Genomic DNA, 26,304 nt, shown 5'->3' with positions numbered 1-26,304 from the left:
TGCGCGCTAACTGGTGTGCTGCATTCAGGGGTATTGGGACGGCTGCGCCGTCCATCGGGGATAAATCCCCTCGCCACAAAGGGTTCTCGGTGCGTCCATTGGTGACTTATTTGCGGTTTAGCATCACCGGGAGTTGCGCCACCAGTTTGGCGTTGTTCAGCGGCGCACGAATAAACCCCCGCTGCGTCCCGTCCGGCCCGATCACTGCCAGATTGCCGCTATGGTCGACGGTGTAATTCGGCTTACTGGTATCCGCCGGAATAAACGGAATACTCACCGCATTCGCCACCTTCTGCAGCTCTTCAATCGAAGTCGGCGTCAAGCCAATGAACTGCGGATCAAAGTAGCCCAGATACTGCTTCAACTGCTTCGGGTTATCGCGGTTCGGGTCAACGCTGACCAGCACGATCTGCAATTTATCCACAGCGTCCTTCGGCAGTTCACTCTTGATCTGGCGCAGCTGTGCGAGGGTAGTCGGGCAGATGTCCGGGCAGAAGGTGTAGCCAAAGAACAGCAAACTCCACTTACCTTTCAACTCATTGATCGCCACCGGTTTGCCGTCCTGATCGGTCATTGTTACGTCCGGTAGATTCCTGCTCTGCGGCAGCAGAATAATGCCTGCATCGATCAGCGCCGTCGGGTCGCCCTGGCCCTTGCCGCTCAGCACTTTGTTAACGGTAAGTCCCAGGATCAGCGCGATCACGGCGACGAGGATGAAGACGGTTTTCTGGGTTCGAGTCATAGGTTCAACAGTAAGTAGTGGTCTACGAGCAGGGCGATGAACAGCAGAAACAAGTACCAAATAGAGTACTTGAAGGTGTTGATCGCCGCGTGCGGCCGAGTGCCACGGTACAGCACCACGGCCCATTGCAGAAACCTTGCGCCCAGAGCGAGCGCGCAAATCAGGTAGAGCACGCCGCTCATGTGGATCACGTACGGCAGCAGACTCACCGCCAGCAGCGCGAAGGTGTACAGCAGAATGTGCACTTTGGTGTAGTGCTCGCCGTGGGTGACCGGCAGCATCGGTATGTCGGCCTTGGCGTATTCCTCTTTGCGGTGAATCGCCAGCGCCCAGAAGTGCGGCGGCGTCCAGGCGAAGATGATCAGCACCAGCAACAACGGTTCGGCGCTGACATGGCCGGTGGCAGCCGTCCAGCCGAGCAGTGGCGGGGCGGCGCCGGCGAGGCCACCGATGACGATGTTCTGTGGCGTCGCACGTTTGAGGAAACCGGTGTAGATCACCGCGTAACCGAGCAGCGAAGCGAGCGTTAGCCACGCCGTCAGCGGATTGGTGAAAGCCAGCAACAACGCCTGACCAAGCAGCGCCAATGCCAATGCAAAGGTCAGCGCTGCTGCAGGCGAAACCCGACCTTCAGCCAACGGCCGTTTATGCGTACGCGCCATCACTGCATCGATGCGCCGATCGACCACATGATTGACCGCTGCCGCGCCGCCGGCACATAGCGCAATCCCCAGATTGCCGAACACCAGCACCGTCCATGGCACCCCGGCGCGGGTCGCGAGGAACATGCCGACCAGCGAGGTGATAAGCATCAGCACCACGACTTTCGGTTTGGTCAGTTCCAGATAATCACGCCAGATCGCCTGATGCGGACGTTCGCCAATCAGAATCGCCACGGCGTTTCTCCTTTAATAGTGATGGGCGCGGCCGCGTGTTTGCGCGGGCTCAGGCGCCAGCGTGCAAGCACCGGTTGCTTGACCCGAACCAGACTGGTGCGCGCGTGATAATTGACCAGCACCATGGTCAACAACAGCGCGGCCCCGCCGGCGTTATGCGCGACCGCCACTGGCAGCGGCAGATGGAACAACACGTTGCTGATGCCGAGGGTGATTTGCGCCGCGAGGGCGACGAGAACCAGACCGGCCAACCGCGTCATGCCAACCACTTTTAGTTGCCAGGCGAGACCGAGCAGCACCAACGTCACCAGCAACGCGCCGATACGATGAGTCAGGTGAATCGCCGTGCGCGCATCGCTGTCGAGTTGCCCGCCGAGATAATTCGGGCCGATGTGTTGAGTCAGGTGAAATCCATTAGCGAAATCCGCTGGCGGCAACCACTGCCCGTGGCAGGTCGGGAAGTCGATACACGCCACCGCCGCGTAGTTGGAACTGACCCAGCCACCCAGCGCGATCTGGCCAATCACCAACAACAATCCCGCCGTCGCCCAATACTGCAAACGCTTGGGCACGGTCAGCGCCGGCAGCACGCCGGACAATCTCAACGTCAGCAAAAACAGCAGACTCAACGTCGCAAAACCGCCGAGCAAATGCCCGGTGACCACCTGCGGCCAGAGTTTGAGCGTCACCGTCCACATGCCGAACGCTGCTTGGGCAAACACCACCGCCAGCAGAAACAGTGGCAGCTTCAACGGCTGCCCCGGATGACGACGGTTAACCCACGCGCGCCCGGCCAGAATCGAAACGAGCAGGCCGAGGGTGCCGGCGAAGTAGCGGTGGATCATCTCGTTCCAGCCCTTGTGCGCCTCCACGGGCGAGTCGGGGTAATGCAGTTCGGCATGGGCCAGTTGGGCTTCGCTTTTCGGCACGCTGATAAAACCGTAGCAGCCCGGCCAGTCCGGACAGCCGAGGCCGGCGTGGGTCAGGCGCGTATAGGCGCCGAGCAGCACCACAATCAGCGCCAGCAGGGTGGCAAACAGCGCGAGGCGAAATCCAGGTTTGGCCATGACGATGCCCTTATCCGATGTTCGACAGTTTCAGCAGGTGACGCAGGTCGTTGAGCAGATCCTTGCCCTTCACATTCGGCTCATAACGCAGCACGAGATTGCCGTGGGGGTCGATGATCCACAGTTGCGGCGTGGCTTTGTCGCCCGTGGTTTTACTGAACACAGCGGCGTCCAGCGGGTAGCGTTGCAGCTGTGGATATTCGCGGTTGAGCTTGGCGTCGTAATCAGCGCTGACCGGTTGAGCAGCGGCGAGGGCATGGCTGGCGCGGCCGGCATCGCGGCCCAGACCGATCTGGATCTGCCGCGCCAGATACACCAGTTGCTGGCAATCCACCGCGCAATCTTTCGGCGCGGTGACCAGGATCTGCCAACGATCCTCGTCGGCCTGCACGCCGAGGTCGGCGCGGGTCTGGCCGTTGCCGATCAGTTCACCGTGATAGCTGCGACCTTCCGGTACCCAGAACTGCAACTTGTACATGCCGGTGGCGAGCACCATCGGGCCGATCACGCCGAGCACAATCAGCAGCAACTGAACGCGCCCGCGACGGCGGCTGGCGGCAGGTTTCGCCTCAGACATGCTGGGTGGATTCATGGCCGTTCCCATGGTGTTTCTCCTTTGCGTTGTGCAAGCCCAAATAGACGTAGAGGCCGAGCAGGGCGGTGGCCATGGCGAACCACTGCACGGCGTAACCGAGGTGTTTTTCCGGGCCCATCGCAACCACCGGCCAATCGGCCTCGTAGCTGGCCGGGCCGGGTTCGGCGCGTAATTCGTAGGCGAAGCCGTCGCGGTCGAGGGTTTGCCACAGCTTGGCGGGTTCGACGGCAGTGATGGTTTGCGGCCAAGTGCTGCTGACTGGATCAGCGTGCAACTGGAAAGTGGCGCCGGGGGCGACGTAGACCCAGGCATCGACATTCAACGACTCTGTGGGCGTGGTGAATTGCGGCGGTACGCGGCGATCCGGCCACGGCAACCAGCCGCGGTTGACCAGCAGCCACAGACCGCTGCGTTGATCCTGAAACGGTTGCAGCAACTCGACGCCGACTTTGCCGTTACGTTGGCGGTTATCCAGCAGCAGACTGTGCGCGGCATCGAACTGGCCGTGCAGATGCACGCGGCGATACGCCGGATCGGCGCTGTTCAGCAACTCAGTGCTGGCCATCGGCTCGGCCGCACGACGTTCGGCGTAACTGGCGAGCAGGGCGGTTTTCTCCGCGCCACGGCTCAGTTGCCAAAAGCCCAGCGACACCAGCAGCGGCAGCAACAACGCCACCACCACGGTTGGAATCACGCCCGGACGAAAGCGCTTCATGGCCGTGCCACAAAGTCAGTCGTTGCGATCGCTATACTCAACTGCATCGCCTGTCCCCCGGAGTTCTTCCCATGCTCAAAACAGCGATCGTCCTGATGCTGATTGCCACGGTGATCAGCCTGTTCAGCGGCCTGTTTTTCCTGGTCAAGGACGACAGCAGTTCCAATCGCCTGGTCATCGCCTTGAGTGTTCGGGTGGCACTGGCCGCTGGCACCGTCGGCTTGATCGCCTGGGGCTTTTACAGCGGCCATTTGGTCTCGCATGCACCTTGGTAGGGTTGTTCCTCAGAGTACGTAAACGAAGATAAACAGGCCGATCCACACCACGTCGACGAAGTGCCAATACCAGCTCGCCGCTTCGAAACCGAACTGGTGCTCGTTGTCGAAGTGGCCCTTCATGATGCGCATCAGCATCACAAACAGAATGATCGTGCCGATTGTCACGTGAGCGCCGTGGAAACCGGTGAGCATGAAGAACGTCGCGCCATAAATGCCCGAACCGAGGGTCAGGCCCAGTTCGTGGTAGGCGTGAATGTATTCCTCAGCCTGAAAACCGAGAAACGCGCAGCCAAGCAACACGGTGATCGCCAGCCAGATTTTCAGCGCACCGCGATGGCCCTTCTTCAAGGCATGGTGGGCGATGGTGATGGTCACGCTGGAGCTGACCAGCAAAATCGTGTTGATCAGCGGCAGGCCCCACGGGCTGATGACGTCCTTGGGCGGCGGGAACAGTTTCGGATCCGGCGTGTGCAGCAGCGGCCAGGTGAACTGGAAGTTCGGCCACAGCATGTGCGCGATGCCTTTGGTACCTTCCCCGCCGAGCGCCGGGCCGGAGACGTGGCGCACGTAAAACAGCGCGCCGAAGAAGGCGACGAAGAACATCACCTCGGAGAAGATGAACCAACTCATGCCCCAGCGGAACGAGCGATCCAGCTGCGCGCTATAGAGGCCCGCGCGGCTTTCCTTGATCACCGCGCCGAACCAGCCGAACAGCATGTACGCCAGTAACAGGCCACCGACGAAAAAGATGTACGGGCCGTGGGATTCCGGGCGCGCTGCCTTCAGATCGTTGAACCACGTAGCGAGGCCATACACGGTGATGGCCATGCCGAAGGTCGCGATGATCGGCCATTTGCTTTGCGGCGGAACGTAATAATGCTCATGAGTTGCCATTTATTGTTCTCCTTATCGGGCACGCTCAACCGCCAGTGTTTGCAGCCACCGGCGGATGTCGGGCGGTGATATCGAACAGCGTGTAGGACAGCGTCAGGTGCTTCACTTCCTTGGGCATGTCGCGATCAACAATGAAACGCACTGGCATCTCGATCTGCTGACCGGGCTGCAGCACCTGCTGGGTAAAGCAAAAGCATTCGGTCTTGTGGAAATACGCCGCCGCGTTACTCGGCGCGATGCTCGGCACGGCTTGCGCGCTCATCGGTTTGTCGGTGGGGTTGCGCGCGATGAAGATCATTTCGTTGACTGCGCCGGGATTGGCGGTGAGTTCGTCATGCTTGGGGTAGAAATCCCAAGGCATGTCGGCGGTGTTGGTCGACAGAAACTGCACGCGTACCTGGCGCGAAGTGTCGACCACTTGCTCGCCCTCGTACTGCCCGGCGGTCTTGCCGTTGATGCCGAAGGCTTTGCACATCACGTCGTAGATCGGCACCAGGGCAAAGCCGAAGACAAACATCGCCACCACTACACCGAGCAGACGGGTGACCAGTTTTTTCAGCGAGATCGAGTCAGCCATGATTTTCAGCCTCCACATGAATCCTTGTGGGAGCTGGCTTGCCAGCGATGGCTGCCTGCCTGACACACTGCGCTGGCCCTATCGCTGGCAAGTCGAATCGTCGCACCGCAGCTCCCACAGGGTTTGTCACAGGACTGATGGTGTTCATTTCACTTCCGGCGGTGTGGTGAAGGTGTGGTACGGCGCCGGTGACGGCACGCTCCACTCCAGACCTTCCGCACCATCCCACGGTTTGGCCGGTGCTGGCGGGCCGCCGCGAATGGTTTTGATCACGATGAACAGGAAGAAAATCTGCGTCGCACCGAACATGAACGCGCCAATCGACGAGACCATGTTGAAGTCGGCGAACTGCAGGTTGTAGTCCGGAATCCGTCGCGGCATCCCCGCCAGCCCGACAAAGTGCATCGGGAAGAAGGTCAGGTTCATGCCGACAAACGACAGCCAGAAATGCAGCTTGCCGAGGGTTTCGTCGTACATGTGGCCGGTCCATTTCGGCAGCCAGTAATAGGTCGACGCGAAGATCCCGAAGATCGCCCCCGGCACCAGCACGTAGTGGAAGTGCGCGACCACGAAGTAGGTGTCCTGGTACTGGAAGTCCGCCGGGGCGATGGCCAGCATCAGTCCGGAGAATCCGCCGATGGAGAACAGGATCACGAACGCCACGGCAAACAGCATCGGCGTTTCGAAGGTCAGCGAGCCTTGCCACATGGTGCTGGCCCAGTTGAACACCTTCACCCCGGTCGGCACCGCGATCAGCAGCGTCGCGTACATGAAGAACAGCTCGCCCACCAGCGGAATGCCGACCACGAACATGTGGTGCGCCCAGACGATGAACGACAGGAAGGCAATGCTCGCCGTCGCATAGACCATCGAGGTGTAGCCGAACAGCGGCTTGCGCGAGAAGGTCGGGATGATCGAGCTGACGGCGCCGAATGCCGGCAGAATCATGATGTACACCTCGGGATGCCCGAAGAACCAGAACACATGCTGGAACAACACCGGGTCACCGCCACCGGCCGCACTGAAGAAACTGGTGCCGAAGTGGATGTCCATCAGCATCATCGTTACGCACCCGGCGAGTACCGGCATCACCGCGATCAGCAGAAACGCGGTGATCAGCCAGGTCCAGACGAACAGCGGCATTTTCATCAGCGTCATGCCGGGGGCGCGCAGGTTGAGAATGGTCGCGACGACGTTGATCGCGCCCATGATCGAACTGATCCCCATCAAGTGGATGGCGAAGATGAAGAAGGTCACGCTTTCCGGCGCGTAGGTCGTCGACAGCGGCGCATAGAACGTCCAGCCAAAGTTCGGCCCGCCACCGGGGGTGAACAGGGTCGAGACGAGGATCAGGAATGCCGCCGGCAACAGCCAGAAGCTGAAGTTGTTCATCCGCGGCAGGGCCATGTCCGGCGCGCCGATCATCAACGGGATCATCCAGTTGGCGAGACCGACGAAGGCCGGCATCACCGCACCGAAGACCATCACCAGACCGTGCATGGTGGTCATCTGGTTGAAGAACGCCGGCTCGACGATTTGCAGCCCCGGCTGGAACAGCTCGGCGCGAATCACCATCGCGAACGTACCGCCGAGCAAGAACATGCAGAACGCAAACCACAGGTACAGCGTGCCGATGTCCTTGTGGTTGGTGGTCAGCACCCAGCGCATCAGGCCTTTGGCGGGGCCGTGGGCGTGGTCGGCATGACCGTGGTCATCGATGACAGCGCTCATGGCCGGTCTCCTTTACGTGAGTGGGCGGGGCGGGCCGGGGCGCGTTGCCCCGGCCGTTTCACGAAGTACGCGATAGACCGGCTCATTTGCTTTCCGCCTGTTTCAGCTCCAGCACTTCTTTTGGCGTGACCATGTCGCCCTTGTTGTTGCCCCAGGCGTTACGTTCGTAAGTCACGACCGCTGCGATATCTACTTCCGACAGCTGCTTGCCGAACGCCGCCATGGCGGTACCGGGCTTGCCGTGGAAGACAATGCTCAAGTGGCCTTCTTTCGGGCCGGTGGCGATTTTCGAGCCCTTGAGCGCCGGGAACATTGGCGGTAGGCCCTGACCTTCGGCCTGGTGACAGGCGACGCAGGTGGTGTGATAGATCTTGTCGCCGCGTTCCTTGAGTTCGTCGAGCGTCCATTCCTTGCTGGTCAGCTCTTTAAGCTGCGCGGCTTCGGCTTTGCGCTCGGCAAGCCATTTGTCGTAGTCGGCCTTGTCCTTGACCTCGACCACGATCGGCATGAAGCCGTGATCCTTGCCGCACAGTTCGGCGCACTGGCCACGGTAAATTCCGGGCTTGTCGATGCGCGTCCACGCTTCGTTGACGAACCCAGGAATCGCATCGCGTTTAACTGCGAAGGCCGGCACCCACCACGAGTGGATAACGTCGGCGGAGGTCACGAGGAAGCGCACCTTGGCCCCGGTCGGCAACACCAACGGCTTATCGACCTCGAGCAAGTAGTGCTCGCCCTTGGCTTCCTTGTTGTGGATCTGCTCGGCGGGGGTGGCCAGGTTGCTGAAGAACTCGACGTCCTGCCCCAGGTATTTGTAGTGCCACTTCCACTGATAGCCGGTGATCTGGATATCGATATCCGGCTCACTGGTGTCGTACATCTTGATCAGGGTGGCAGTCGCCGGCACGGCCATCGCCACCAGAATCAGAAACGGTACGACGGTCCAGAGAATTTCGACGGTGGTGCTTTCGTGGAATTTTGCGGCGACCTGCCCGGTAGAACGGCGGTGCACCATCATCGACCAGAACATGGCGCCGAAGACGATGATCCCGATCACCACACAGATCCAGAAAATGGTCATGTGCAGGTCGAATACTGCGTGACTGATTTCAGTCGCTCCAGGCGCCATATTCACAGTCCAGGCAGCGTGTGCCGGACTGAAAATCGACCACAACAGGAGGCCCATCCAGACGTGTGGATGTCGCATCATTGCGGGTTCCCCTTATCGTTCTTGTTATCCCGCCGGCTTTCGCCTGCGGCAAGGGAGCGGCTGCATCAGACTACGAACTTGAATCGCCGGGCCTTGCTGCGGGTGCAGTCGGGCGTCATCAGCTAACTCCATTCACTGGCGAGTATAGTCAGCGGCTGAGAAATGCAATGTGCTGAAGTAAATGATCTGAAACAGCGGGTGCTTGCATTCGAGGGCACGAATGGAGAAGGATGCAGACGAGTGGTGGCAAATCGATATAACGCAGTTGCATCAAGGATGAAATAATTATGACAAATGCGTCTTAGCATTTTTCGTAAGCCAGCTAACTTATGTCTTCCCTATTTCATTGCCTTGTTTCCTGGAGTTTTCATGAACACCGCCGCATTGCGCGAGCAGATCCAAACAGCCCAACAACATGAGAAAGACACTGGCCTGCTGACCCGTCAGCTGGAAAGCAAGCTGCCGCATCTACACCCGTCGATCCAGTTACCGGAAGCCGACGCCAATGGTGTGCTGACGCGTTTTGTCGCCGCCTACATCGATGAAGTGCCGGACCTGCTGGACGCAGCCAATGAAGTCGCCAGGGAAGCGGGAATCGAATCGCAGATCAAACCGGTGCTGAAAATCGCCGAGCAGTATTTCCTCCAGCCGCCGGCCATCATGGCCGGGCACGTTGGCCTGGACAGCCTGCTCGACGAAGCCTACCTGGCGCACCGTTTTGTCGAAGAGGTCAACGACCTGTACATCAAGCATTTCGGCCAGCCATTGATCCCCCTGGACATGACGGTCGCCAACTTGATTGCTCACCAATTGATCGGTGAGGAATTTGCCAACCAACTGGACGAAGCGGTGCATCACGCCATCGACGAGATGCTCAACGACGAGAGTTTTGCCCTGGAATCGGTAGAAGCCTACCGCGACAAACTCAGCAGTCCGGACACCGGCGCCGCGTGGAAACGCTGGCCGTGCATGGGCCGCCGCCTGGGCGTGGGCCTGGAACTCGACCAGCCCGCCGCCTGAGTTCACACGATCCAATGTAGGAGCTGCCGCAGGCTGCGATCTTTTGACCTTGTTTTTTACAATCAAGATCAAAAGATCGCAGCCTGCGGCAGCTCCTACAGCGGTTGAGTTCAGCCAGCAAATTTATCCGGCTGCACCGATGCCTGTTGTTGTGCGAATCCGCCCTTCAAGCCTGCGCTTCAACCCCCGCGACTCGATCAACAGTTTCGAGCCCTTCGCCGCATTCGCCCGGCCCCACTCCTCCAGCAACTCCAGACACGAATGGTCGATGTAGCTCAGGTTATTGAGCGGCACATGCACCGTCGTGCCCAGCGGAATGCTGCCCAGCACCTGCGTCAGCGCCGGCACCTTGAGGAAGGTCGCCGCGCCGACCAGACGCAACTCCATTTCGCCTTCCTGCGGCAGATCGATCAGGCTGATCTTCAACCGCGAAGCCTTGAACGCCAGTTTCAGCAGGGTCATACCGAAACCGATCAGCACACCCGTCAGCAGGTCTGTGAAGATGATCGCCAGCGCCGTAGCCGCGTAAGTGAACATCGGCATCCGTCCGTAACGACCCAGACCACGAAATGCCTTGAGGTCGACCAGTTTGAAACCGGTATACACCAGCACCCCCGCCAGACTCGCCACCGGAATGCTTTGCAGCACGCTCGACAGCAACAGCACGAACGCCAGCAGCCACAGGCCATGGAAGATCGTCGAGTAACGCGTGGTCGCACCGGCCTGAACGTTGGCCGAACTGCGCACGATGACCCCGGTCATCGGCAGCGCGCCGACCAGGCCGCAGAGCATATTGCCGATACCTTGCGCCGACAGTTCACGGTCAAAGTCCGAGCGCACACCGCTGTGCATTCGATCCACCGCGGCGGCAGACAACAGGGTTTCCGCACTGGCGATAAATGCCACGGCGAACGCCGCGATCAACAGCGTCGGGTCAGCCAGGCTGAGCAGATCGGCAGGCCTGAGCCAATCAATCGCTTCCGCCAGGTTCGCCGGTACTTCAACGCGTTTCACCTGTAACGCCAGCAGCAGACTCGCCCCTGTCGCCAGGCCGACACCGAGCAATGCCCCGGGCACGAAGCGCAGCGAATGCGGGCGAAACTTCTCCCACAACCACATCACCGCAATCGTCGACAGCCCGAGCAACCCGGCCTGCCAGCCGAACGACGGCAGCGCTTGCGCCACGGCTGCCGGGAACGCCGTGAGGTTATCCAGCCCTGAAGGTTTCGGTGACGCATCGAGCATCACGTGCACCTGTGACAGCACGATCAACACACCAATCCCCGCCAGCATCCCATAGACCACCGCTGGCGCCGTGACCCGAAACCAGCAACCGAGCTTCAAGCGCCCGGCCACCAGTTGCAGAAAACCGGCGAGCAGCAGAATCGGCCCGAGCATCTCGATGCCGTGCTGGCGCACCAGTTCAAAGACCAACACCGCCAGACCCGCCGCTGGCCCACTGACCTGCAACGGCGAACCCGCCAGCCAACCGACCACCAGACCACCGATGATGCCGGTGATCAGACCCTTGGCCGGCGGCAACCCTGAGGCAATCGCAATGCCCATGCACAGCGGCAGGGCGACCAGAAACACAACCACTGAAGCGAGCAGCTCCCGTGGCAACACCGCTTTCAATTGAGCCGCACGCATGGCGATTCTCCCGAAGTTTTCTTCAGGCATGGCAAGGCCGGGTCGCTGAATCAGCGACCGGCGTCAAACCACACAGATGTTTAGGAGGATTTAGAAGCGCGCTTTGGGCGTCGCCACCGGAATCGGATGGCTGCCATCGAGCGGCAGGAAGCGTCCCTGATCCGCGTCGTAAGCTTTGATTTCGCTGGTTTCGATGTTGTAGACCCAGCCATGGATGAACAAATGACCGTTCGCCATGCGCGAGGCTACCGAAGGATGGGTACGCAAGTGCTGCAACTGGGCGATGACGTTTTCCTCGGTGAGGATCGGCATGCTTTCTTTTTCGTCGGCGCAGTGACAGTTGTCATGCACCATGGTTTTCGCGACTTCGGCGTGGCGCAGCCAGGCTTTGACCGTCGGCATTTTTTCCAGGCTGTCCGGGTTGAGCACCGCACGCATGGCGCCGCAATCGGAGTGGCCGCAGATGATGATGTGCTGCACGCCGAGGGCCAATACCGCGTATTCGATCGCGGTGGACACGCCGCCGTTCATCTGGCCGTAAGGCGGGACAACGTTGCCGACGTTACGGGTCACGAACAGGTCGCCAGGCGAGCTTTGGGTGATCAGCTCGGGGACGATGCGCGAGTCGGCGCAGGTGATGAACATCGCTTTTGGCGACTGGGCCGTGGCGAGTTTCTTGAAGAGTTCTTCCTGCTGCGGAAAAACCTCATGATGAAAATGCAAAAAGCCATCTACGATCTGGCGCAGCGCTGCATCGGCGGATTCCGCTTCTGGGGTTTGCGCCGACGCAGCCAGCGGCTGTTTATCCTTATCACTCATGATTCATCCTCTTTGACGGATTCAGGGAATCTTCCCCGGTATTCCGGTATGAAGCCAGTGGCTGTTTAAACTATCCCGGTCATCCCGACCGGTCAGTCACTCGATGAACAAGGTAGCCGCCGAAACTTAACTCAAACTGAATCAAACGCTCTAGAACGTGTGTTCCAGGTCACAAAAAACGTGACTGGCGACTTTCGACGGAAGGATTCCAACCCCTCAACCCAGAGCTAATTGTCGCTAAATCAACGACATCTGGCGACCCGGCGGACAGAAGGCTGTGCAATCGAGGTTGTAGCCTTCGCGATGATTCAGACCAAGACGTTTAATCGCCTTCGAAAACCGCTGAGCCAACAGATCGGCAAACACTCCTTCGCCGCGCATGCGTGCGCCAAAACGACTGTCGTACAGCTCGCCGCCACGGCTCTGACGGATCAGGCTCAAGACATGCGCCGCCCGTTGCGGATAGTGCGCCTGCAGCCACTCTTCGAACAGCGGCGCCACTTCCAGCGGTAGACGCAACATCATGTAGGCGGCACTTTGCGTGCCGGCGGCGTGGGCCTCGTTGAGCAGGTTTTCGATCTCGCTGTCGTTGATCATCGGAATCATCGGCGAACACAGCACACCGACCGGAATCCCTGCTTCGCGCATTACCCGAATAGCGCGCAATCGCGCCTTGGGCGCCGCCGCGCGCGGTTCCAGAATGCGTTTGAGTTCATCGTCCAGCGTGGTCAGGCTGATCATCACCGCTACCAGCCGCTGCTGCGCCAGCTCGGTGAGCAGGTCGAGATCACGCAAGATCAGCGAGCCTTTGGTGACGATGGTCACCGGATGCTTGTAGCGCAGCAGCACTTCGAGGATCTGCCGGGTGATTTTGTGTTCGCGCTCGATCGGCTGATACGGATCGGTGTTGGAGCCCAGATTGATCGGCGCACATTGATAACCGCGTTTGCTCAGTTGTTCTTCCAATACCTGAGCGGCGTTGGTCTTGGCGATCAGCCGGGTTTCGAAATCCAGCCCCGGCGACATGTCCCAATAGGCATGGCTGGGCCGCGCGTAGCAATAGATACAGCCGTGTTCACAGCCGCGGTAGGGATTGATCGAGCGATCGAAGGGCAGATCCGGCGAAGTGTTACGGGTAATGATGGTTTTCGCGGTTTCGATCATCACCTCGGTGTTCTGTGTTTCGGGCACTTCCTGATACCAGCCGTCGTCCTCGGCCACCGAACGATTCGGTGCAAAGCGGTTGTGCGGGTTGGTCGCGGTGCCGCGACCGCGAGGTGGCAATGGAGTAGACATGAAAACGCCCCGATACTGTATATGTACACAGTATCGGGGCGTTGCGCATCTGGCTAGTGCCGTCGGGCGACTGGTCAGTTGTGCTGTGTTACCTGACCGAGATCATCGCTGGAGGTGTGTTTCATATCCTCCTTGCGCAGCTCGGCAACATCAGCAGCCTTCACCGGCGCACCCTTGTTGCCCCAACTGCCACGAATAAAACTCACCACGTCTGCCACTTCCTGATCCGACAAACGCCAGGCGAAACCCGGCATGGTGAAAGTAGAAGGCGCGGTGTGCGTCGCCGGCAGGGTGCCGCCCTTGAGCACGATGTGAATCAGCGAGGTCGGGTCTTCCGATTGCAGCACCGGATTGCCAGCCAGGGCCGGGAACACTCGCGTGTAGCCGTGACCATCGGTGCGGTGACACGCCGCGCAGTTGTCGATGTACACCGAGGCACCGCGTTGGCTGTCGTCGCCGTTCCACAGGGCTTTGGCGGCTTTCTCGTCGTACTGATGCGGTTGATCGTTTGGGTCATTGGCCGGCAGCGACTTGAGGTAGCGGGCGATGGCGGTCAGGTCGGCGTCGGTCATGTATTGCATGCTGTGGGTGACCACATCACTCATGCCGCCGAACACCGCGCTGCGATCGCTGCGACCGGTCTTGAGGAATTGCACCAGTTGCTCTTCGCTCCAGCCGCCGAGCCCGTCCTTGTGATCGCCGCGCAGACTCTTGGCGATCCAGCCTTCCAGCGGCGCACTGCCGGCGAGGAAGTTGCTGCCATCGGCCGCGCTTAAGGATTTTTCCTGCATGGTCAGCGCACGTGGCGTGTGGCAGGCGCCGCAATGGCCGAGGCCCTCAACCAGATACGCCCCTCGGTCGATCACCGGGTCGGCACTGGTTGCTTGGTAGTCCTCGACCTTCGGCGCAAACATCCAGCGCCAGCCCATCAATGGCCAACGCATGCTCAACGGCCACGGAATATCGCTGGCCTTGTTCTCTTGCGCGACCGGTTCTACGCCATGCATGAAGTACGCATACAGCGCCTGCATGTCGGTTTCGCTGACACGCGCGTAGGACGGATAAGGCATCGCCGGGTACAACGTACTACCGTTTTTGGCGACGCCATGGCGAACGGCCTGATCGAAGTCCTCGAAGCTGTATTCACCGACGCCGGTTTTATCCGGGGTGATGTTGGTCGAATAGATCGTGCCGATCGGCGTTTCCATCGGCAGACCACCGGCGAACGGCTTGCCGCCCTTGGCCGTATGGCAGGCGACGCAGTCACCGGCGCGGGCGAGGTATTCGCCTTGTTTGATCAAACTTTGATCAGCCTCAGCCGCGTGGATTGAGGCACTGCCGAGCAGCGCCAGGGTGGCGATAACGAAATTTTTCATGGTCATCGCTCCTTAAGCCTGAACCAGCGGGCCGGGGTTTTTCAGGTACTGCTCGCGGATCGCTTTTGCCGACCAGTAGGTCAGTGCAGCCACCAGTCCGGTCGGGTTGTAGCCCAGGCCTTGCGGGAACGCCGAGGCGCCCGGAACGAAGACGTTATGCACGTCCCAGCTCTGCAGGTAACGGTTCAGCGCGCTGGTCTTCGGATCGGTGCCCATGATCGCGCCACCGTTGAGGTGGGTAGTCTGGTAGGACGCAGTGTTGAAGTGGTCGCCGACTTTCTTGCCGATCACCGCAATGGCTTTCGGGCCCATCGCTTCGGCAACCTTGCCCATTTTCTCGACCATGAAACGGTTCATCTTGATGTCGTTTTCCTGCCAGTCGAAGGTCATCCGCAGCAGCGGCAAACCGTAGGCATCGCGGTACACCGGATCGAGGTCGAGGTAGTTGCCACGGTAGGACTGATGCGCGCCGTGGGCGTCCATCGACACCTGGTGGGTGTAGTAATCGGCGGTCGCGCGTTTCCAGTCACTGCCCCAGGCCGGGGTGCCCGGCGGGTTCGAGGTGCCGGCAATCGGCCGGCTGCCGGCCTGGTTGACCCACATCGGCGAGCCGCCGACGAAGCCGTGCGGGCCGTGGTCGAAGTTGTCGGCGTTGAAGTCGTCCAGCGCCACGCCATTGCCGCCAGCGCCGATGAAGTTGTTGGTGTGGGTGTCCTTGTCAAAGAACGCCTTGATGGTCGCCATGTTCTGGTAGGCGAAGTTACGCCCGATCACGCCTTCGCCAGTCTTCGGGTCGTACGGTTTGCCGATGCCGGAGAGCAGCATCAAACGCACGTTGTGCAACTGGAACGCGCTGAGGATCACCAGATCCGCCGGTTGCTCGATCTCGCGGCCCTGGCCGTCGACGTAGGTGACGCCGGTGGCTTTGCTCTTGGTGCTGTCGAGGTTGATCCGCAGCACGTTGGCGTTGGCGCGCAGCTCGAAATTCGGCAGCGGTTTCAGCGCCGGCAGAATGTTCACGTTCGGCGAAGCCTTGGAGTACATGTAGCAAACATAACCGCTGCAGAAACCGCAGAAGTTGCACGGACCCATCTGCGCGCCGTAAGGGTTGGTGTACGGCCCCGACGTATTCGCGGACGGCAGGTTGTAGGGTTTGTAACCGACTTCTGTAGCCGCTTTGCCGAACAGCTGTGCGGACACCGTATTCTTCTGCGCTTCCAGCGGGAACGGGTTGGAGCGATCGGGCGCGTATGGGTTGCCGCCCTTGCCCTGACCCACCAGTTGACCTTTCACGGTCCAGGCCTGGCCGGAGGTGCCGAAGACTTTCTCAGCGAAATCGAAAAACGGCTCCAGCTCTTCATAGCTGACGCCGAAGTCCTGGATGGTCATGTCCTTGGGGATGAAGCTTTTGCCGTAGCGCTCTTCGTAGTGGCTACGCATGCGCAACTCGATCGGGTCGACCCGGAAGTGCACGCCCGACCAGTGCAGGCCGGCACCGCCGACGCCGTTGCCCGGCAGGAACGCGCCCAACTGGCGGTTCGGCAGGGCGATGTCGTTGACGCTGTGGCGAATGGTGACGGTCTCTTTGGAGATGTCTTGAAAGAGTTTTTTACGCACGCTGTAGGTGAGTTCGTCGATCACCTGTGGATAGTTGCCGTCGGGGTAAGTGTCCTGCATCGGCCCGCGCTCCAGCGCCAGCACATTGAGACCTGCTTCGGTCAGTTCCTTGGCCATGATTGCGCCAGTCCAGCCGAAACCGACGATGACTGCGTCAACCTTCTTCATTACCGTTGCCATGCTTACGCCCTCTCGCCGCGAATCGAAACTGCCGGGAAGGGGTATTGCTCGTTGCGTTCCACCCAATCCATGAAATCGGCGCGGGCGCCGGGGAAGCCGATCATGGTCCAGCCGACCATGCCTTTATTGCCACCGTGGATCGGGTCGCAGAAGAACCCTTCCTTGGTGTTTTGCAGCAGCAGATTGAAGAAAATCTTCGCCGGAACCGCATCGAACTGTGGTTTGCCGGCTTCAAGTTGCTTGAGCAAATCGTCTCGGGTAGCGCTGTCTTGCTCAGCAAATACTTTACCGTTGAGGGATTTTGCCCACTGATCCGTGGCGGCGATGCCGAGGCGATAGATCTCTTTGGGCACCAGTTTGCTCTGCCAGCCCATTTCCGGAGCGGCGTCGGCGTTGAACGGGCCTTGCATGTACCAGAGGGCGCCGGCGGCGTACGGCGTGTTCATCTGCCGGTCGATGTATTCCGGCACGCCGGCTTCGAGCGCGCCTGGGCCTTGGGCATCGTTGGGGATCAATTGCGCGACGGCGGCATTGATGAACGCCCATTCTTCGGCGGTGAAGTAATTCGGCTGATACGCGCTGGCGTCAGCGCGAGCGGCTTGCGCGGCCGGTGCAGCAGGCGCGGCTGCGGGCGCCGCTTGCAGCACGCTGCTGCCCAGACCGGTACCGGCCAGGGTGACCACCGGGATCAGGGTCAGGGATTTGCGCAAAAACTCACGCCGCGGGTTGTCTCGACTTTCATCAGACATGGGGTGCACCTCATCAGGCATCAGGGGGTAACCGTTTCTGCGAACGGCTTGAGGATTTTTCGTCGCGACGCGGCCGGATGACCCGGAAAAGGGCGACGCGTCTGCAACATCGTGTGACAAATGGTAGCAGGCTAAGCTTCGGGATGAACCGATTCAGTGGAAAAAAGAGCGGTTTTGTTGGCTGTACGCCATGAAACAGCGCTGATTGACGATTCTTTTACAAAAGGCTCACGGGGCTTTGACCGCCGAACATCGAAGCTGTGGTTCCTCTCACCGATGAATCACGACACGGTCACCAGCATGTCCCAAGTGCGTTTGTTCTCTGCTTTGTGTTTATCGCTTGTAGTGCTGCTGCCCTGGATGCCGGCCCATGCCGCGTCGGCAACGGCTGTTCGTCCGACTGAATGGGCGCAGCCGGTCGAGGCGCAATACAACTTGTTCCAGATGTCGCCAACGCTCTATCGCAGCGCATTACCCGATGGCGGCGCGGTGCCGCTGCTGAAAAATCTCAAGGTCGCCACGGTGATCAACTTCCTCCCGGAAGCGGACAGCAACTGGCTGTCGGAGCCGGGCATCAATCAAGTACAACTGCCGTATCGCACCAACCACGTCGACGACGCCGATGTCCTCAAAGCCCTGCGCGCCATTCAGGCTGCTGAAGCCAACGGCCCGGTGCTGATGCATTGCAAACACGGCTCCGACCGCACGGGCCTGATGGCCGCCATGTACCGTGTGGTGGTGCAAGGCTGGAGCAAAGAGGACGCCTTGAGCGAAATGACCCAAGGCGGATTCGGCGAGAGCGGCCACTTTCGCGACAGCGTGCGCTACGTGATGCAGGCTGATGTCGACAAACTGCGCACGGCGCTGGCCAATGGTGATTGCAGCACCAGCGCATTCGCTACCTGCTCGATGAAGAGTTGGTTGCAGTCGGTGAATCTCAAGTAAGCGCAGGGTTCAATTCGCCTTCGACTGCCGTGGGTTCAAGGCTGACGGGCTGACCGAGGAACATTTGCATGGCGCTCAGTAGCGAAGACGAATCGCCGGATAAAAACGCTTCGCGAAACGCCCGCCCGGTGTGCGGGTTGAACACGCCATCGTGCTGAAAACGTTTGAACGCCTCGGTCGCCAGCACGCCTGACCATTTGTAGGCATACACCGAGGCTTCGTAGCCGGTGGCCAGATAATCGAAGCTGTTGGCGAACCGGCAATAGTCCGGCATTTGTAGCGTGGGAAATTCGCGCTGCACCGCCTCGAATACCTGCGCAATACTGCGGCCGTCGCCGTGGCTTTGGTGCAATTCAAAATCCAGTAACGCCCCCATCAGCAACATCGCCGTGGCCCTGCTGGTCTGTGCCTCAAGCGCGGTCAGTGCGGTGTTGACCCGCTCTGCGGTCAGACGCTCCCCCGTTTGATGGTGAGCTGCCAGCCACAAGAGAAACTCCTGCGACAAACACCATTGCTCAAACAACTGCCCGGTGAATTCGGCGCTATCGCGGGCGAATTGTGAAATGCCTGACAAATTGAAGTGCGGCGAGCGCGTCAGCACCTGTTGCAGGCAATGCCCGAATTCATGGAGCAGCACCCGCAGATCGTGATGCGAAAGCAGGCACGGGTGCTCAGTCGTCGGGGCGGTGAAATTGCTCGACAGCACGGCTATCGGCGTCGCCAAGCGCCCTTCGGCATTGATTCGCCGATTACGCACGGTGCCTGTCCAGGCATAGTCGGGCGCATTCTCAGCCGCATACGGATCCAGATAGATGTGCCCGATTACCTGGTCGTGCTCACTGACCTCGAACAGGCGCACCTGCTCATGCCAGCGATCAAACGTGAGTTGCTCGCGAATCGCGATACCGAACAGGTGTTCGCTGAACCGGCATAACCCGCGCAACGTGCTTTCCAGCGGGAAGTACTGGCGTAAGCCCTGCAGGGCGCCGTCCAGTTGCTGCACACGTAGTTGCTCGGCGAGAAAATCCGCATCCCACGCCTGAATCGTCCCGAAGCCCTGCTGATCGGCGAACGTTCGCAGCGTTTGCGCCTCCTGCTCCAGCAAAGGTTTCGCCAGCGCTACCTGCTGGCGCAGAAAGGCGCTGACCTGAGTGGTGTTGGTGATCACCCGGTTGTCGAGGCGCAACTCGGCGAAATTGTTGAAGTCCAGCACTTGGGCTTTCTCGTGACGCAACGCCAGCAGCAAGCTCAACACCGGCTCGTTATCGAACTGATCCGCCTGCGGGCCCTGATCGGAAGCGCGGGTGCTCCAGGCAATGAAGTATTCCTCGCGCAAGGCACGGTCGCGAGCGTAGGTCATGATTTGCTGGCAAGTGTGCTGGTCCAGCGTGAGCAGCCAGCCGTCGAGCCCGGCTTGCCTGGCCTTGAGCGCCAGTTGCGCCTGACTGTGCGGGCTGAGACCGGCGAGCAACGTGACATCGGTGATGTGCTTGATCCACGCGGCATTGGCGAGTTCGATCTGGCTTGAAAACAGTTGTTCGAGCAGGCCGATAAGGCGATTCAAACGTGCCAGCTTCTCCTGTGGTGCCGCCGGTAACTCAACCCCGGACAAGCGAAACCCGCGCACGATTTTCGCCAGTGATGCTTTGCGCGCGGCATCGAAATGGCTGGCAGCCGCACTGTTTTCCAAGCGTTGAAACGTACGGAACAACGGCACGCTCGCCAACTTGTCAGTCCGGTACTGCCCGGCGATCTGGCTGCACTGTGCGCTGGCTTTTTCCCACGCGCTATCAGCGGATTTCCCAATCGAAAGGTATTCGATCACCGCCATGGTTTCCGCCAATCTGGCATCGGCTTCATCAACGGCAAGGATCACATCATCCCAGTTCGGCTGTTCGGTCTGGCTGGCGATTACTTGCTCAATGATTTGCTGGTTATTGGTCACGATCGCGGTAATCGCGGGCAGCAGATGTTCGCCACGCACGGTCGACCACGGAGGCAGCGTCCAGCGTTGTAACAGCGGATTGGAATCAGGCATGACGTCTTCCTTGAAGGATGGCTGAAAGAGCCAGCCTAATCAGGAAGCGCAGGGGAAGGGTGGTACATAGTTACCACCTTTCACCGAAAAATCGGTGAAAGGTGGGTTAGCCGTCAGTGTTGCTCGTCAGGCTTTTTCTTCAGCTTCGGGTTGGGAAAAAACTGTACCGCTTGCACAGTCTTGTCCGGTGCCGGTTTGCTGCTCGCGCTGGTGTTGACCCGCGTGCCCAGCTCCTTTGGCACCGACAGCCCTTGCTCGTTGAGCGTGTCGGAGTAACCGCAAGCCACACATTCACGGTGCGGCACGCTGTCTTCGTTCCACATCATCAACTTGTCCGGCTCGCTGCACGCCGGGCAGACCGCCCCGGCGATAAAGCGTTTCTTGGTAATCACAGGCCCGTCACTCATGCTGCCGCGTCCTCACTCAGGCCGCTGTGGCGCAACAGTGCGTCAATCGACGGCTCACGGCCACGGAAGTCGACGAACAGCACCATCGGTGCCTGCGAACCGCCGCGCGCCAGAATCGCTTCGCGGAAGGCGCGACCGGTGTCTGCGTTGAGCACGCCGTCTTCTTCGAATTTCGAGAAGGCATCGGCCGACAACACTTCAGCCCACTTGTAGCTGTAGTAACCCGCCGCATAACCGCCGGCGAAGATGTGCGCGAAGCTGTTCGGGAAGCGGTTGTAGGCTGGCGGACGCATCACCGACACCTCGTCACGCACGCCTTCGAGCACCTGCGCGGCAGTGCGGCCGTCACCGTGGGTGGCGTGCAGTTCGAAGTCGAACAGCGAGAATTCCAGCTGACGGACCATCATCAGGCCGGACTGGAAGTTCTTCGCTGCGAGCATTTTTTCCAGCAGATCCTGCGGCAGCGGCTCACCGCTTTCGTAGTGAGCGGAAATCAGCGCGAGGCCTTCCGGCTCCCAGCACCAGTTTTCCATGAACTGACTTGGCAGCTCGACCGCGTCCCACGCCACGCCGTTGATCCCGGAAACACCGGCGTGATCAACGCGGGTCAACAGGTGGTGCAGGCCATGCCCGAATTCGTGGAACAGCGTGGTCACTTCATCGTGGGTCAGCAGCGCAGGTTTGCCGCTGTCGGCCGGGGTGAAGTTGCACACCAGATTGGCCACCGGGCTTTGCAGAACGCCGTCAATGGTGCGACGACGATCGCGGGCGCCGTCCATCCACGCACCGCCACGCTTGTTGGCGCGGGCGTAGAGGTCGAAGAAGAAGCGGCCGACGTGCTGGCCGTTTTCCTTGATCTCGAACAGGCGAACATCCGGGTGCCAGGTGTCGAAGCCTTTCTGTTCGGCGATTTCGATGCCGTACAGACGCTGAACGATGGCGAACAATCCGCCTAGCACTTTATCGATCGGGAAGTAGGCGCGCAGGGTTTCCTGAGCGACGCTGTAGCGTTGTTCACGGAGCTTCTCGCCGTAGAAACCGCTGTCCCAGCTTTGCAGATCGGCGCAGCCCTGTTCGGAGGCGTAGGCGCGCAGCTGTTGCAGATCCTGCGCGGCGAACGGTTTGCTGCGCTTGGCCAGATCGCGCAGGAAGCTCAATACCTGATCGCTGGAGTCGGCCATTTTCGTCGCCAGGCTCAGCTCGGAGAAGCTGGCGAAGCCCAACAGCTTGGCCAGTTCCTGACGCAGGTCGAGGATCTCTTCCATCACCGGGCCGTTGTCGTTCTGGCCGGCGTTCGGGCCTTGATCCGAGGCGCGGGTGCAGTAGGCGGCGTAGACTTCTTCACGCAACGCACGGTCTTGCGCGTAGGTCATCACCGCGTAGTAGCTCGGGAATTCCAGGGTGATCAGCCAGCCATCGAGGCCTTTGGCCTGAGCAGCGGCGGCCATTTGCGCCTTGGCCGAATCGGTCAGGCCGGCGAGGGCGGCTTCGTCGGTGACGTGCTTGGTCCACGCCTGAGTGGCGTCGAGCAGCTGGTTGGAGAAGCGGCTGCCCAGCTCGGACAGTTTGCTTTGCACTTCGGCGTAGCGTTTCTGTTCGGCTTCCGGCAGGTCGATACCCGACAGACGGAAGTCACGCAGGGCGTGTTCCAGAATAGTCTTCTGCGCCACGTCGAAACCTGCGGCTTGCGGGCTGTTGGCCAGGGCTTCATAAGCCTGGAACAGCTCGCGGTTCTGGCCCATCTCGGTGGAGTAGGCGCTCAGGGCTGGCAGGCACGATTCGTAGGCTTCACGCAGTTCGGCGCTGTTGCACACGGCGTTGAGGTGGCTGACCGGGCTCCAGGCAGCGCCGAGGCGATCATTGAGTTCGTCCATCGCCAGTACCAGGCCGGCCCACGTCGGGTTCTGCACTTGGGTCTTGAGGATTTCGGCGATGGCGGCGCGGTTGTCGGCCAGGATGGTTTCAATGGCTGGCAGGACGTGTTCGGCACGGATCGTGGAGAACGGTGGCAGGTCGTAGGACTGCAGCAGAGGGTTGTTCACGCTCACGGTTGGCACCTTGGCTGGGGAAACATTGCCCCATCTTAATTACAATCGGCATTCACCGCAGCTATCGGCGACAGAGAGAGAAATTATCGTGTCCGTTCGCAAGTACCAGAATCACACCCCCAGCCTGAGCAAAGGCGCATTTGTCGACAGCTCGGCGGTGGTGATTGGCGACGTCGAAATCGGCGCAGACAGCTCGGTCTGGCCGCTGACCGTGATCCGTGGCGACATGCACCGCATCCGCATCGGTGCGCGCACCAGCGTGCAGGACGGCTGCGTGTTGCACATCACTCACGCCGGCCCGTTCAACCCTGACGGCTTTCCGCTGCTGATCGGCGACGACGTGACCATCGCCCACAAAGTCATGCTGCATGGCTGCAGCGTCGGCAGCCGCGTGCTGATCGGCATGGGCAGCATCGTCATGGACGGCGCGGTGGTTGAAGACGACGTGATCATCGGCGCCGGCAGCCTGGTGCCGCCGGGCAAGCGCCTGGAAAGCGGCTTCCTGTATGTCGGTAGCCCGGTGAAACAGATCCGCCCGCTTACCGACAAGGAAAAAGCCTTCTTTACCTACAGCGCCGCCAATTACGTGAAGCTCAAGGATCTGCATCTGGCCGAAGGCTACGACACACTCTGAACTGAATTGGCGACTGCCCAGGAATTCCCATGCATTACCAAACCGTACTGTTTGACCTCGATGGCACCCTAACCGACCCGCGTGAAGGCATCACCCGTTCCATTCAGTTTGCCTTGGCCAAGCTCGGCATCGATGAGCCGGATCTGACCAAGCTCGAACACTTCATCGGCCCGCCGCTGTTGCAGGCGTTCATGCAGTTCTATGACTTTGATGAGGCCAAGGCGTGGGAAGCGGTGAATTTCTATCGCGAGCGTTTCAAGGTCACTGGCCTGTACGAGAACCGCGTGTTTGATGGCGTCACACCGTTGCTGGAAACCCTCGGTGGCCAAGGTCGGCAGCTGTATATCGCGACGTCCAAACCGTGGATATTCGCCCGCGAGATCGCCCGGCACTTTGATTTCGCCCGGCATTTCAAAGTCATTTACGGCAGCGAACTGGATGGCACGCGCACCAACAAGGTCGAGTTGATTGCGCACCTGATGAAAGAAGAGGGGCTGGATCCGGCGAATACGCTGATGATCGGCGACCGCAAACACGACCTGATCGGTGCGCGCAGCAATGGGCTGGATGCGGCGGCGGTCGGTTATGGATTTGGCAGTTTTGAAGAGCTGAATGCCGAGGCGCCGGCTTATCACTTTGAAACGCTGGATGAGATGCATCAGGCCTTTCTGCGGCGCTGATCAGTAAGCTATCGCTGGCAAGCCAGCTCCCACAGGTGAGCGATGTGCTCAGGCTCAGCGCTGTCCCTGTGGGAGCTGGCTTGCCAGCGATGAGGCCAGATCAGCCACTGATATCTCATCATCTGCCAATGCTTTCAGTGCCGCCTTGCGCTCAGTCACCGGTAACCCACCCAACCGCTCAACCTCAGCATAAAATCTCAGCCAATCCCCCCCGACCTGTTTGAACAACGCCGAAAACGCCGGCACCCACTGGTCATACAGCCCAAACGGTAACAACCGCGCGTTGTTCAGCGGCGCGTTCACCCAGGCGTCATAGCGCTTGTCCCCGGCCCACTGGCTGTCCCTCATCACCCGATAATCCCGGCGAAACCGTTCGAACTCGGCCGCTTTGCGTTCGCGCATCCGCTCAGCCGGCAATGGCTGTGCGTACAGCTTTTCCAGCCGTGAGCGGGTATCGAGGACTAACTCAATGAATTGATCGCGTTGCTTTAGCCGAGAGTCTCTATCCGCCGGCAACCCGCGAAACGCGCGCCACTGCCGTGTGCCTTCCTGCTCGACAAAGGTGGCGAAGGACTCGTTGAACTCGGTGTCATCCTTCACATAGAAACGCTGATGCGCCAGTTCGTGAAAGATCAGCGTGGCCAGGCGTTCATCGCCCCAGCCCAGCATCGTGTTGATGATCGGATCGTTGAACCAGCCGAGCGTCGAGTAAGCCTCGACGCCGCCAATCGACACGTCCATGCCCTGCAAGCGCTGGATCGCCGCTCCACCCCGCGCCGCGCCCTGGCTGTAATAGCCGCGATAGGCCACGCACCCGGCAATCGGAAAGCAATGATTCTGCGGCGTCAGGGAAAACTCCTGAGTGGCGAACACATTCCACACCACGAACGGCCGGCCAATGTCGGCGTACAGGCGATAGCTCTGGTTGTCCGGCAGGTGCAGATGCTCGCTGGCGAATGCGCGGGCCTTTTGCGATTGGCTCAGGTGCGCGCGCAACGTGGCGTCGCGGCTGGGGTCGGCAATGACCTTTGCCACCGGCTCACGCGCCCGCAACAGTTGCAGTTGGCCACTGGCCAACTGGCCGTAATAGCTGACGCTGGCGCAACCGTTGAGCAACAAAAACATCACACCCGGAAACAAAACCCGAAAAACGCGATCAAGTAACCCATGGCTTGCAAACGGCCTGATCAAAATAAGAAATCCCCCCGGAGAGTCTGCTCGCAAGACTATCCCGCCTTAAGGAGCACCGCTATGCGCATGTTGATGCTGACGGGAGGCCTGCTGACGCTGGCCGGTTGTGCCCATTTCGGAATGCCCGATCCGGACCCTTCGCAAGCCTGGATTGATCTTGATGCACGGCAGCAGGACACGGCACTGCAAGCGCTGAAGGTCGATAGCAGCGAGGCCGTCGATAAACGTTACTTCGAGGTACAGCCCGGCAGCCATGAGTTGACGGTGCGCTATCAGTTTCCGGTCGACGCCACCAACATCGGCCCCGATGCCGAACCGCTGTGGCGTGATTGCCGGATGAACGTGAAATTCAAGGATTTCAATGCCGGTCAGCGTTATCAATTACAGGCCGGCAGCATCGGTTTCCGGCCATGGGCCAAACTTTATGATGAGCAGCGCAACGTGGTGGGGCAGGGCACACCGGCGGGCTGCCAGAAGACTTGATCGGCGGTATGCTGGCTGTCCACATCAAAGGACATTTGATCATGCGCAGGTTGACGTTGTTGCTGGTAGGAAGTGTGCTTGCCGGCTGTCAGAGCCCGCTGCCAGCGGTCGATCCACAGATGGCCTGGGTCGATTTTTCGATGCCGACACCCGGCGGCAAAGTGTTGATGGCTGAACGCCTGGATAATCAGCGTCTACGCGATGGGCGTTTTTTCCAGGTCACGCCGGGCAGTCATGAACTGACGGTGCGCTTCGATTTCGAGATTTTCGGCGGCGGCCAGGGCATGGACACCGACCCGCAGGAGCGGCTGTGTTACATGACCGTGCCTTATGACCACTTCGAAGCCGGGCAACGTTACCGGCTCGAAGCCCGCTCGCTGGCCTTCACGCCAAGCGCCCGGTTGATCAATCGTCAGGGGCAGATCGTTGCCGAAGAACGGCAGATCAACTGCGTGCCGTAGGCGTT

At 60.0% G+C, this 26,304-nt stretch carries 26 protein-coding genes; 7 read left to right on the top strand and 19 right to left on the bottom strand.

Annotation, left to right across the window (positions count from 1 at the left end):
• Window positions 1-106: 106 nt before the first annotated feature.
• The 5 genes from PMI37_RS12375 to PMI37_RS12355 are packed head-to-tail and all read right to left on the bottom strand — an operon-like array spanning window position 107 to window position 4,015.
• Window positions 107-742, bottom strand: coding sequence for an SCO family protein (locus tag PMI37_RS12375; RefSeq protein WP_008081211.1), 636 nt, complete (start codon window positions 740-742; stop codon window positions 107-109).
• Window positions 739-1,638 (bottom strand): heme o synthase, encoded by a 900-nt coding sequence (gene cyoE, locus PMI37_RS12370; protein WP_008081209.1) that lies wholly within the window; start codon window positions 1,636-1,638, stop codon window positions 739-741. Before cyoE ends, PMI37_RS12375 begins: the two co-directional genes overlap by 4 nt.
• Complete coding sequence (locus PMI37_RS12365) at window positions 1,626-2,705, bottom strand: COX15/CtaA family protein (protein WP_008081206.1); 1,080 nt, start codon at window positions 2,703-2,705, stop codon at window positions 1,626-1,628. The genes cyoE and PMI37_RS12365 overlap by 13 nt, the downstream gene beginning before the upstream one ends.
• 10 nt (window positions 2,706-2,715) lie before the next feature.
• Complete coding sequence (locus tag PMI37_RS12360) at window positions 2,716-3,309, bottom strand: hypothetical protein (RefSeq protein WP_008081204.1); 594 nt, start codon at window positions 3,307-3,309, stop codon at window positions 2,716-2,718.
• The gene (locus PMI37_RS12355; protein ID WP_008081203.1) at window positions 3,275-4,015 is read right to left on the bottom strand and encodes an SURF1 family protein; all 741 of its coding nucleotides are present in this window, start codon (window positions 4,013-4,015) and stop codon (window positions 3,275-3,277) included. Before PMI37_RS12355 ends, PMI37_RS12360 begins: the two co-directional genes overlap by 35 nt.
• A 71-nt stretch (window positions 4,016-4,086) precedes the next feature.
• On the opposite strand from PMI37_RS12355, the gene PMI37_RS12350 reads away from it, so the two are divergent.
• Window positions 4,087-4,290 carry a twin transmembrane helix small protein gene (locus PMI37_RS12350; RefSeq protein WP_008081201.1) on the top strand — a complete coding sequence of 68 codons (204 nt, stop codon included), beginning with the start codon at window positions 4,087-4,089 and terminating at the stop codon, window positions 4,288-4,290.
• Window positions 4,291-4,299: 9 nt separating this feature from the next.
• Here PMI37_RS12350 and PMI37_RS12345 read toward each other — a convergent pair whose 3' ends face one another.
• The 4 genes from PMI37_RS12345 to coxB all read right to left on the bottom strand — a co-directional run bounded on the left by PMI37_RS12345 (window position 4,300) and on the right by coxB (window position 8,705).
• Entirely contained in the window at window positions 4,300-5,187 is an 888-nt protein-coding gene (locus PMI37_RS12345; RefSeq protein ID WP_008081199.1) for a cytochrome c oxidase subunit 3, read from the bottom strand.
• Window positions 5,188-5,212: 25 nt separating this feature from the next.
• The gene (locus PMI37_RS12340; protein WP_008081196.1) at window positions 5,213-5,764 is read right to left on the bottom strand and encodes a cytochrome c oxidase assembly protein; all 552 of its coding nucleotides are present in this window, start codon (window positions 5,762-5,764) and stop codon (window positions 5,213-5,215) included.
• A 144-nt stretch (window positions 5,765-5,908) separates the two neighbouring features.
• On the bottom strand, window positions 5,909-7,495 hold the full coding sequence (gene ctaD, locus PMI37_RS12335; protein WP_008081194.1) for a cytochrome c oxidase subunit I: 1,587 nt from the start codon (window positions 7,493-7,495) through the stop codon (window positions 5,909-5,911).
• 82 nt (window positions 7,496-7,577) lie between these two features.
• The gene (gene coxB / locus PMI37_RS12330; RefSeq protein ID WP_008081192.1) at window positions 7,578-8,705 is read right to left on the bottom strand and encodes a cytochrome c oxidase subunit II; all 1,128 of its coding nucleotides are present in this window, start codon (window positions 8,703-8,705) and stop codon (window positions 7,578-7,580) included.
• Window positions 8,706-9,074: 369 nt separating this feature from the next.
• Between coxB and PMI37_RS12325 the strand changes: the two genes are divergently transcribed.
• Entirely contained in the window at window positions 9,075-9,725 is a 651-nt protein-coding gene (locus PMI37_RS12325) for a hypothetical protein (protein ID WP_008081191.1), read from the top strand.
• Between the two features lie 123 nt (window positions 9,726-9,848).
• Here the strand turns inward: PMI37_RS12325 and PMI37_RS12320 are convergent, their stop codons facing one another.
• From PMI37_RS12320 to PMI37_RS12295, 6 genes are all read right to left on the bottom strand, one after another.
• Window positions 9,849-11,375 carry a SulP family inorganic anion transporter gene (locus tag PMI37_RS12320; RefSeq protein WP_008081189.1) on the bottom strand — a complete coding sequence of 509 codons (1,527 nt, stop codon included), beginning with the start codon at window positions 11,373-11,375 and terminating at the stop codon, window positions 9,849-9,851.
• A 90-nt stretch (window positions 11,376-11,465) separates the two neighbouring features.
• The gene (locus PMI37_RS12315; RefSeq protein WP_008081186.1) at window positions 11,466-12,194 is read right to left on the bottom strand and encodes a carbonic anhydrase; all 729 of its coding nucleotides are present in this window, start codon (window positions 12,192-12,194) and stop codon (window positions 11,466-11,468) included.
• Between the two features lie 237 nt (window positions 12,195-12,431).
• Entirely contained in the window at window positions 12,432-13,490 is a 1,059-nt protein-coding gene (locus PMI37_RS12310; protein ID WP_008081184.1) for a PA0069 family radical SAM protein, read from the bottom strand.
• A 74-nt stretch (window positions 13,491-13,564) separates the two neighbouring features.
• Complete coding sequence (locus tag PMI37_RS12305; RefSeq protein WP_008081183.1) at window positions 13,565-14,866, bottom strand: c-type cytochrome; 1,302 nt, start codon at window positions 14,864-14,866, stop codon at window positions 13,565-13,567.
• A 12-nt stretch (window positions 14,867-14,878) separates the two neighbouring features.
• Entirely contained in the window at window positions 14,879-16,663 is a 1,785-nt protein-coding gene (locus PMI37_RS12300) for a GMC family oxidoreductase (protein ID WP_008081181.1), read from the bottom strand.
• Between the two features lie 2 nt (window positions 16,664-16,665).
• Window positions 16,666-17,412 (bottom strand): gluconate 2-dehydrogenase subunit 3 family protein, encoded by a 747-nt coding sequence (locus PMI37_RS12295; protein ID WP_008081179.1) that lies wholly within the window; start codon window positions 17,410-17,412, stop codon window positions 16,666-16,668.
• A gap of 300 nt (window positions 17,413-17,712) precedes the next feature.
• Between PMI37_RS12295 and PMI37_RS12290 the strand changes: the two genes are divergently transcribed.
• A complete protein-coding gene (locus tag PMI37_RS12290) occupies window positions 17,713-18,357 on the top strand; it encodes a dual specificity protein phosphatase family protein (protein WP_045123121.1) in 645 nt (214 codons plus the stop codon).
• Here the strand turns inward: PMI37_RS12290 and PMI37_RS12285 are convergent.
• The 3 genes from PMI37_RS12285 to prlC all read right to left on the bottom strand — a co-directional run bounded on the left by PMI37_RS12285 (window position 18,350) and on the right by prlC (window position 22,850).
• Window positions 18,350-20,395, bottom strand: a complete 2,046-nt coding sequence (locus tag PMI37_RS12285) for a M3 family metallopeptidase (RefSeq protein ID WP_008081175.1) — start codon at window positions 20,393-20,395, stop codon at window positions 18,350-18,352. The genes PMI37_RS12290 and PMI37_RS12285 overlap by 8 nt on opposite strands.
• A gap of 113 nt (window positions 20,396-20,508) precedes the next feature.
• On the bottom strand, window positions 20,509-20,802 hold the full coding sequence (locus PMI37_RS12280; RefSeq protein ID WP_008081173.1) for a YheV family putative zinc ribbon protein: 294 nt from the start codon (window positions 20,800-20,802) through the stop codon (window positions 20,509-20,511).
• Entirely contained in the window at window positions 20,799-22,850 is a 2,052-nt protein-coding gene (gene prlC, locus PMI37_RS12275) for an oligopeptidase A (protein ID WP_008081171.1), read from the bottom strand. The genes PMI37_RS12280 and prlC overlap by 4 nt, the downstream gene beginning before the upstream one ends.
• 88 nt (window positions 22,851-22,938) lie before the next feature.
• On the opposite strand from prlC, the gene PMI37_RS12270 reads away from it, so the two are divergent.
• Window positions 22,939-23,484 carry a gamma carbonic anhydrase family protein gene (locus PMI37_RS12270; protein WP_008081169.1) on the top strand — a complete coding sequence of 182 codons (546 nt, stop codon included), beginning with the start codon at window positions 22,939-22,941 and terminating at the stop codon, window positions 23,482-23,484.
• Window positions 23,485-23,513: 29 nt separating this feature from the next.
• A complete protein-coding gene (locus PMI37_RS12265) occupies window positions 23,514-24,164 on the top strand; it encodes an HAD family hydrolase (RefSeq protein WP_008081168.1) in 651 nt (216 codons plus the stop codon).
• Window positions 24,165-24,218: 54 nt separating this feature from the next.
• Here the strand turns inward: PMI37_RS12265 and PMI37_RS12260 are convergent, their stop codons facing one another.
• Entirely contained in the window at window positions 24,219-25,355 is a 1,137-nt protein-coding gene (locus tag PMI37_RS12260) for an aminopeptidase (RefSeq protein ID WP_052635289.1), read from the bottom strand.
• A gap of 60 nt (window positions 25,356-25,415) precedes the next feature.
• Between PMI37_RS12260 and PMI37_RS12255 the strand changes: the two genes are divergently transcribed.
• Together PMI37_RS12255 and PMI37_RS12250 are read left to right on the top strand one after the other, a co-directional pair.
• A complete protein-coding gene (locus tag PMI37_RS12255; protein ID WP_008081163.1) occupies window positions 25,416-25,838 on the top strand; it encodes a PA0061/PA0062 family lipoprotein in 423 nt (140 codons plus the stop codon).
• Window positions 25,839-25,879: 41 nt separating this feature from the next.
• Window positions 25,880-26,299: a PA0061/PA0062 family lipoprotein gene (locus PMI37_RS12250; protein ID WP_008081161.1), complete on the top strand. Its 420-nt coding sequence runs from the start codon at window positions 25,880-25,882 to the stop codon at window positions 26,297-26,299.
• The last annotated feature ends 5 nt before the right edge of the window (window positions 26,300-26,304 follow it).

Origin of the sequence: Pseudomonas sp. GM80 (assembly GCF_000282515.1) — a bacterium.
In the GTDB taxonomy this organism is placed as follows: Bacteria; Pseudomonadota; Gammaproteobacteria; order Pseudomonadales; family Pseudomonadaceae; genus Aquipseudomonas.
This window is presented reverse-complemented; position numbering and strand designations above follow the sequence as displayed.

Coding starts and splice junctions, on each gene's coding strand:
- PMI37_RS12340 (WP_008081196.1), bottom strand. CDS start 5,764: ATGGCTGACTCGATCTCGCTGAAAAAACTGGTCACCCGTCTGCTCGGT.
- PMI37_RS12265 (WP_008081168.1), top strand. CDS start 23,514: ATGCATTACCAAACCGTACTGTTTGACCTCGATGGCACCCTAACCGAC.
- PMI37_RS12325 (WP_008081191.1), top strand. CDS start 9,075: ATGAACACCGCCGCATTGCGCGAGCAGATCCAAACAGCCCAACAACAT.
- PMI37_RS12250 (WP_008081161.1), top strand. CDS start 25,880: ATGCGCAGGTTGACGTTGTTGCTGGTAGGAAGTGTGCTTGCCGGCTGT.
- PMI37_RS12255 (WP_008081163.1), top strand. CDS start 25,416: ATGCGCATGTTGATGCTGACGGGAGGCCTGCTGACGCTGGCCGGTTGT.
- PMI37_RS12305 (WP_008081183.1), bottom strand. CDS start 14,866: ATGAAAAATTTCGTTATCGCCACCCTGGCGCTGCTCGGCAGTGCCTCA.
- PMI37_RS12300 (WP_008081181.1), bottom strand. CDS start 16,663: ATGGCAACGGTAATGAAGAAGGTTGACGCAGTCATCGTCGGTTTCGGC.
- PMI37_RS12315 (WP_008081186.1), bottom strand. CDS start 12,194: ATGAGTGATAAGGATAAACAGCCGCTGGCTGCGTCGGCGCAAACCCCA.
- PMI37_RS12355 (WP_008081203.1), bottom strand. CDS start 4,015: ATGAAGCGCTTTCGTCCGGGCGTGATTCCAACCGTGGTGGTGGCGTTG.
- ctaD (WP_008081194.1), bottom strand. CDS start 7,495: ATGAGCGCTGTCATCGATGACCACGGTCATGCCGACCACGCCCACGGC.
- PMI37_RS12365 (WP_008081206.1), bottom strand. CDS start 2,705: ATGGCCAAACCTGGATTTCGCCTCGCGCTGTTTGCCACCCTGCTGGCG.
- PMI37_RS12360 (WP_008081204.1), bottom strand. CDS start 3,309: ATGGGAACGGCCATGAATCCACCCAGCATGTCTGAGGCGAAACCTGCC.
- PMI37_RS12285 (WP_008081175.1), bottom strand. CDS start 20,395: ATGCCTGATTCCAATCCGCTGTTACAACGCTGGACGCTGCCTCCGTGG.
- PMI37_RS12350 (WP_008081201.1), top strand. CDS start 4,087: ATGCTCAAAACAGCGATCGTCCTGATGCTGATTGCCACGGTGATCAGC.
- PMI37_RS12320 (WP_008081189.1), bottom strand. CDS start 11,375: ATGCGTGCGGCTCAATTGAAAGCGGTGTTGCCACGGGAGCTGCTCGCT.
- PMI37_RS12310 (WP_008081184.1), bottom strand. CDS start 13,490: ATGTCTACTCCATTGCCACCTCGCGGTCGCGGCACCGCGACCAACCCG.
- PMI37_RS12280 (WP_008081173.1), bottom strand. CDS start 20,802: ATGAGTGACGGGCCTGTGATTACCAAGAAACGCTTTATCGCCGGGGCG.
- PMI37_RS12295 (WP_008081179.1), bottom strand. CDS start 17,412: ATGTCTGATGAAAGTCGAGACAACCCGCGGCGTGAGTTTTTGCGCAAA.
- PMI37_RS12290 (WP_045123121.1), top strand. CDS start 17,713: ATGTCCCAAGTGCGTTTGTTCTCTGCTTTGTGTTTATCGCTTGTAGTG.
- PMI37_RS12345 (WP_008081199.1), bottom strand. CDS start 5,187: ATGGCAACTCATGAGCATTATTACGTTCCGCCGCAAAGCAAATGGCCG.
- PMI37_RS12375 (WP_008081211.1), bottom strand. CDS start 742: ATGACTCGAACCCAGAAAACCGTCTTCATCCTCGTCGCCGTGATCGCG.
- coxB (WP_008081192.1), bottom strand. CDS start 8,705: ATGATGCGACATCCACACGTCTGGATGGGCCTCCTGTTGTGGTCGATT.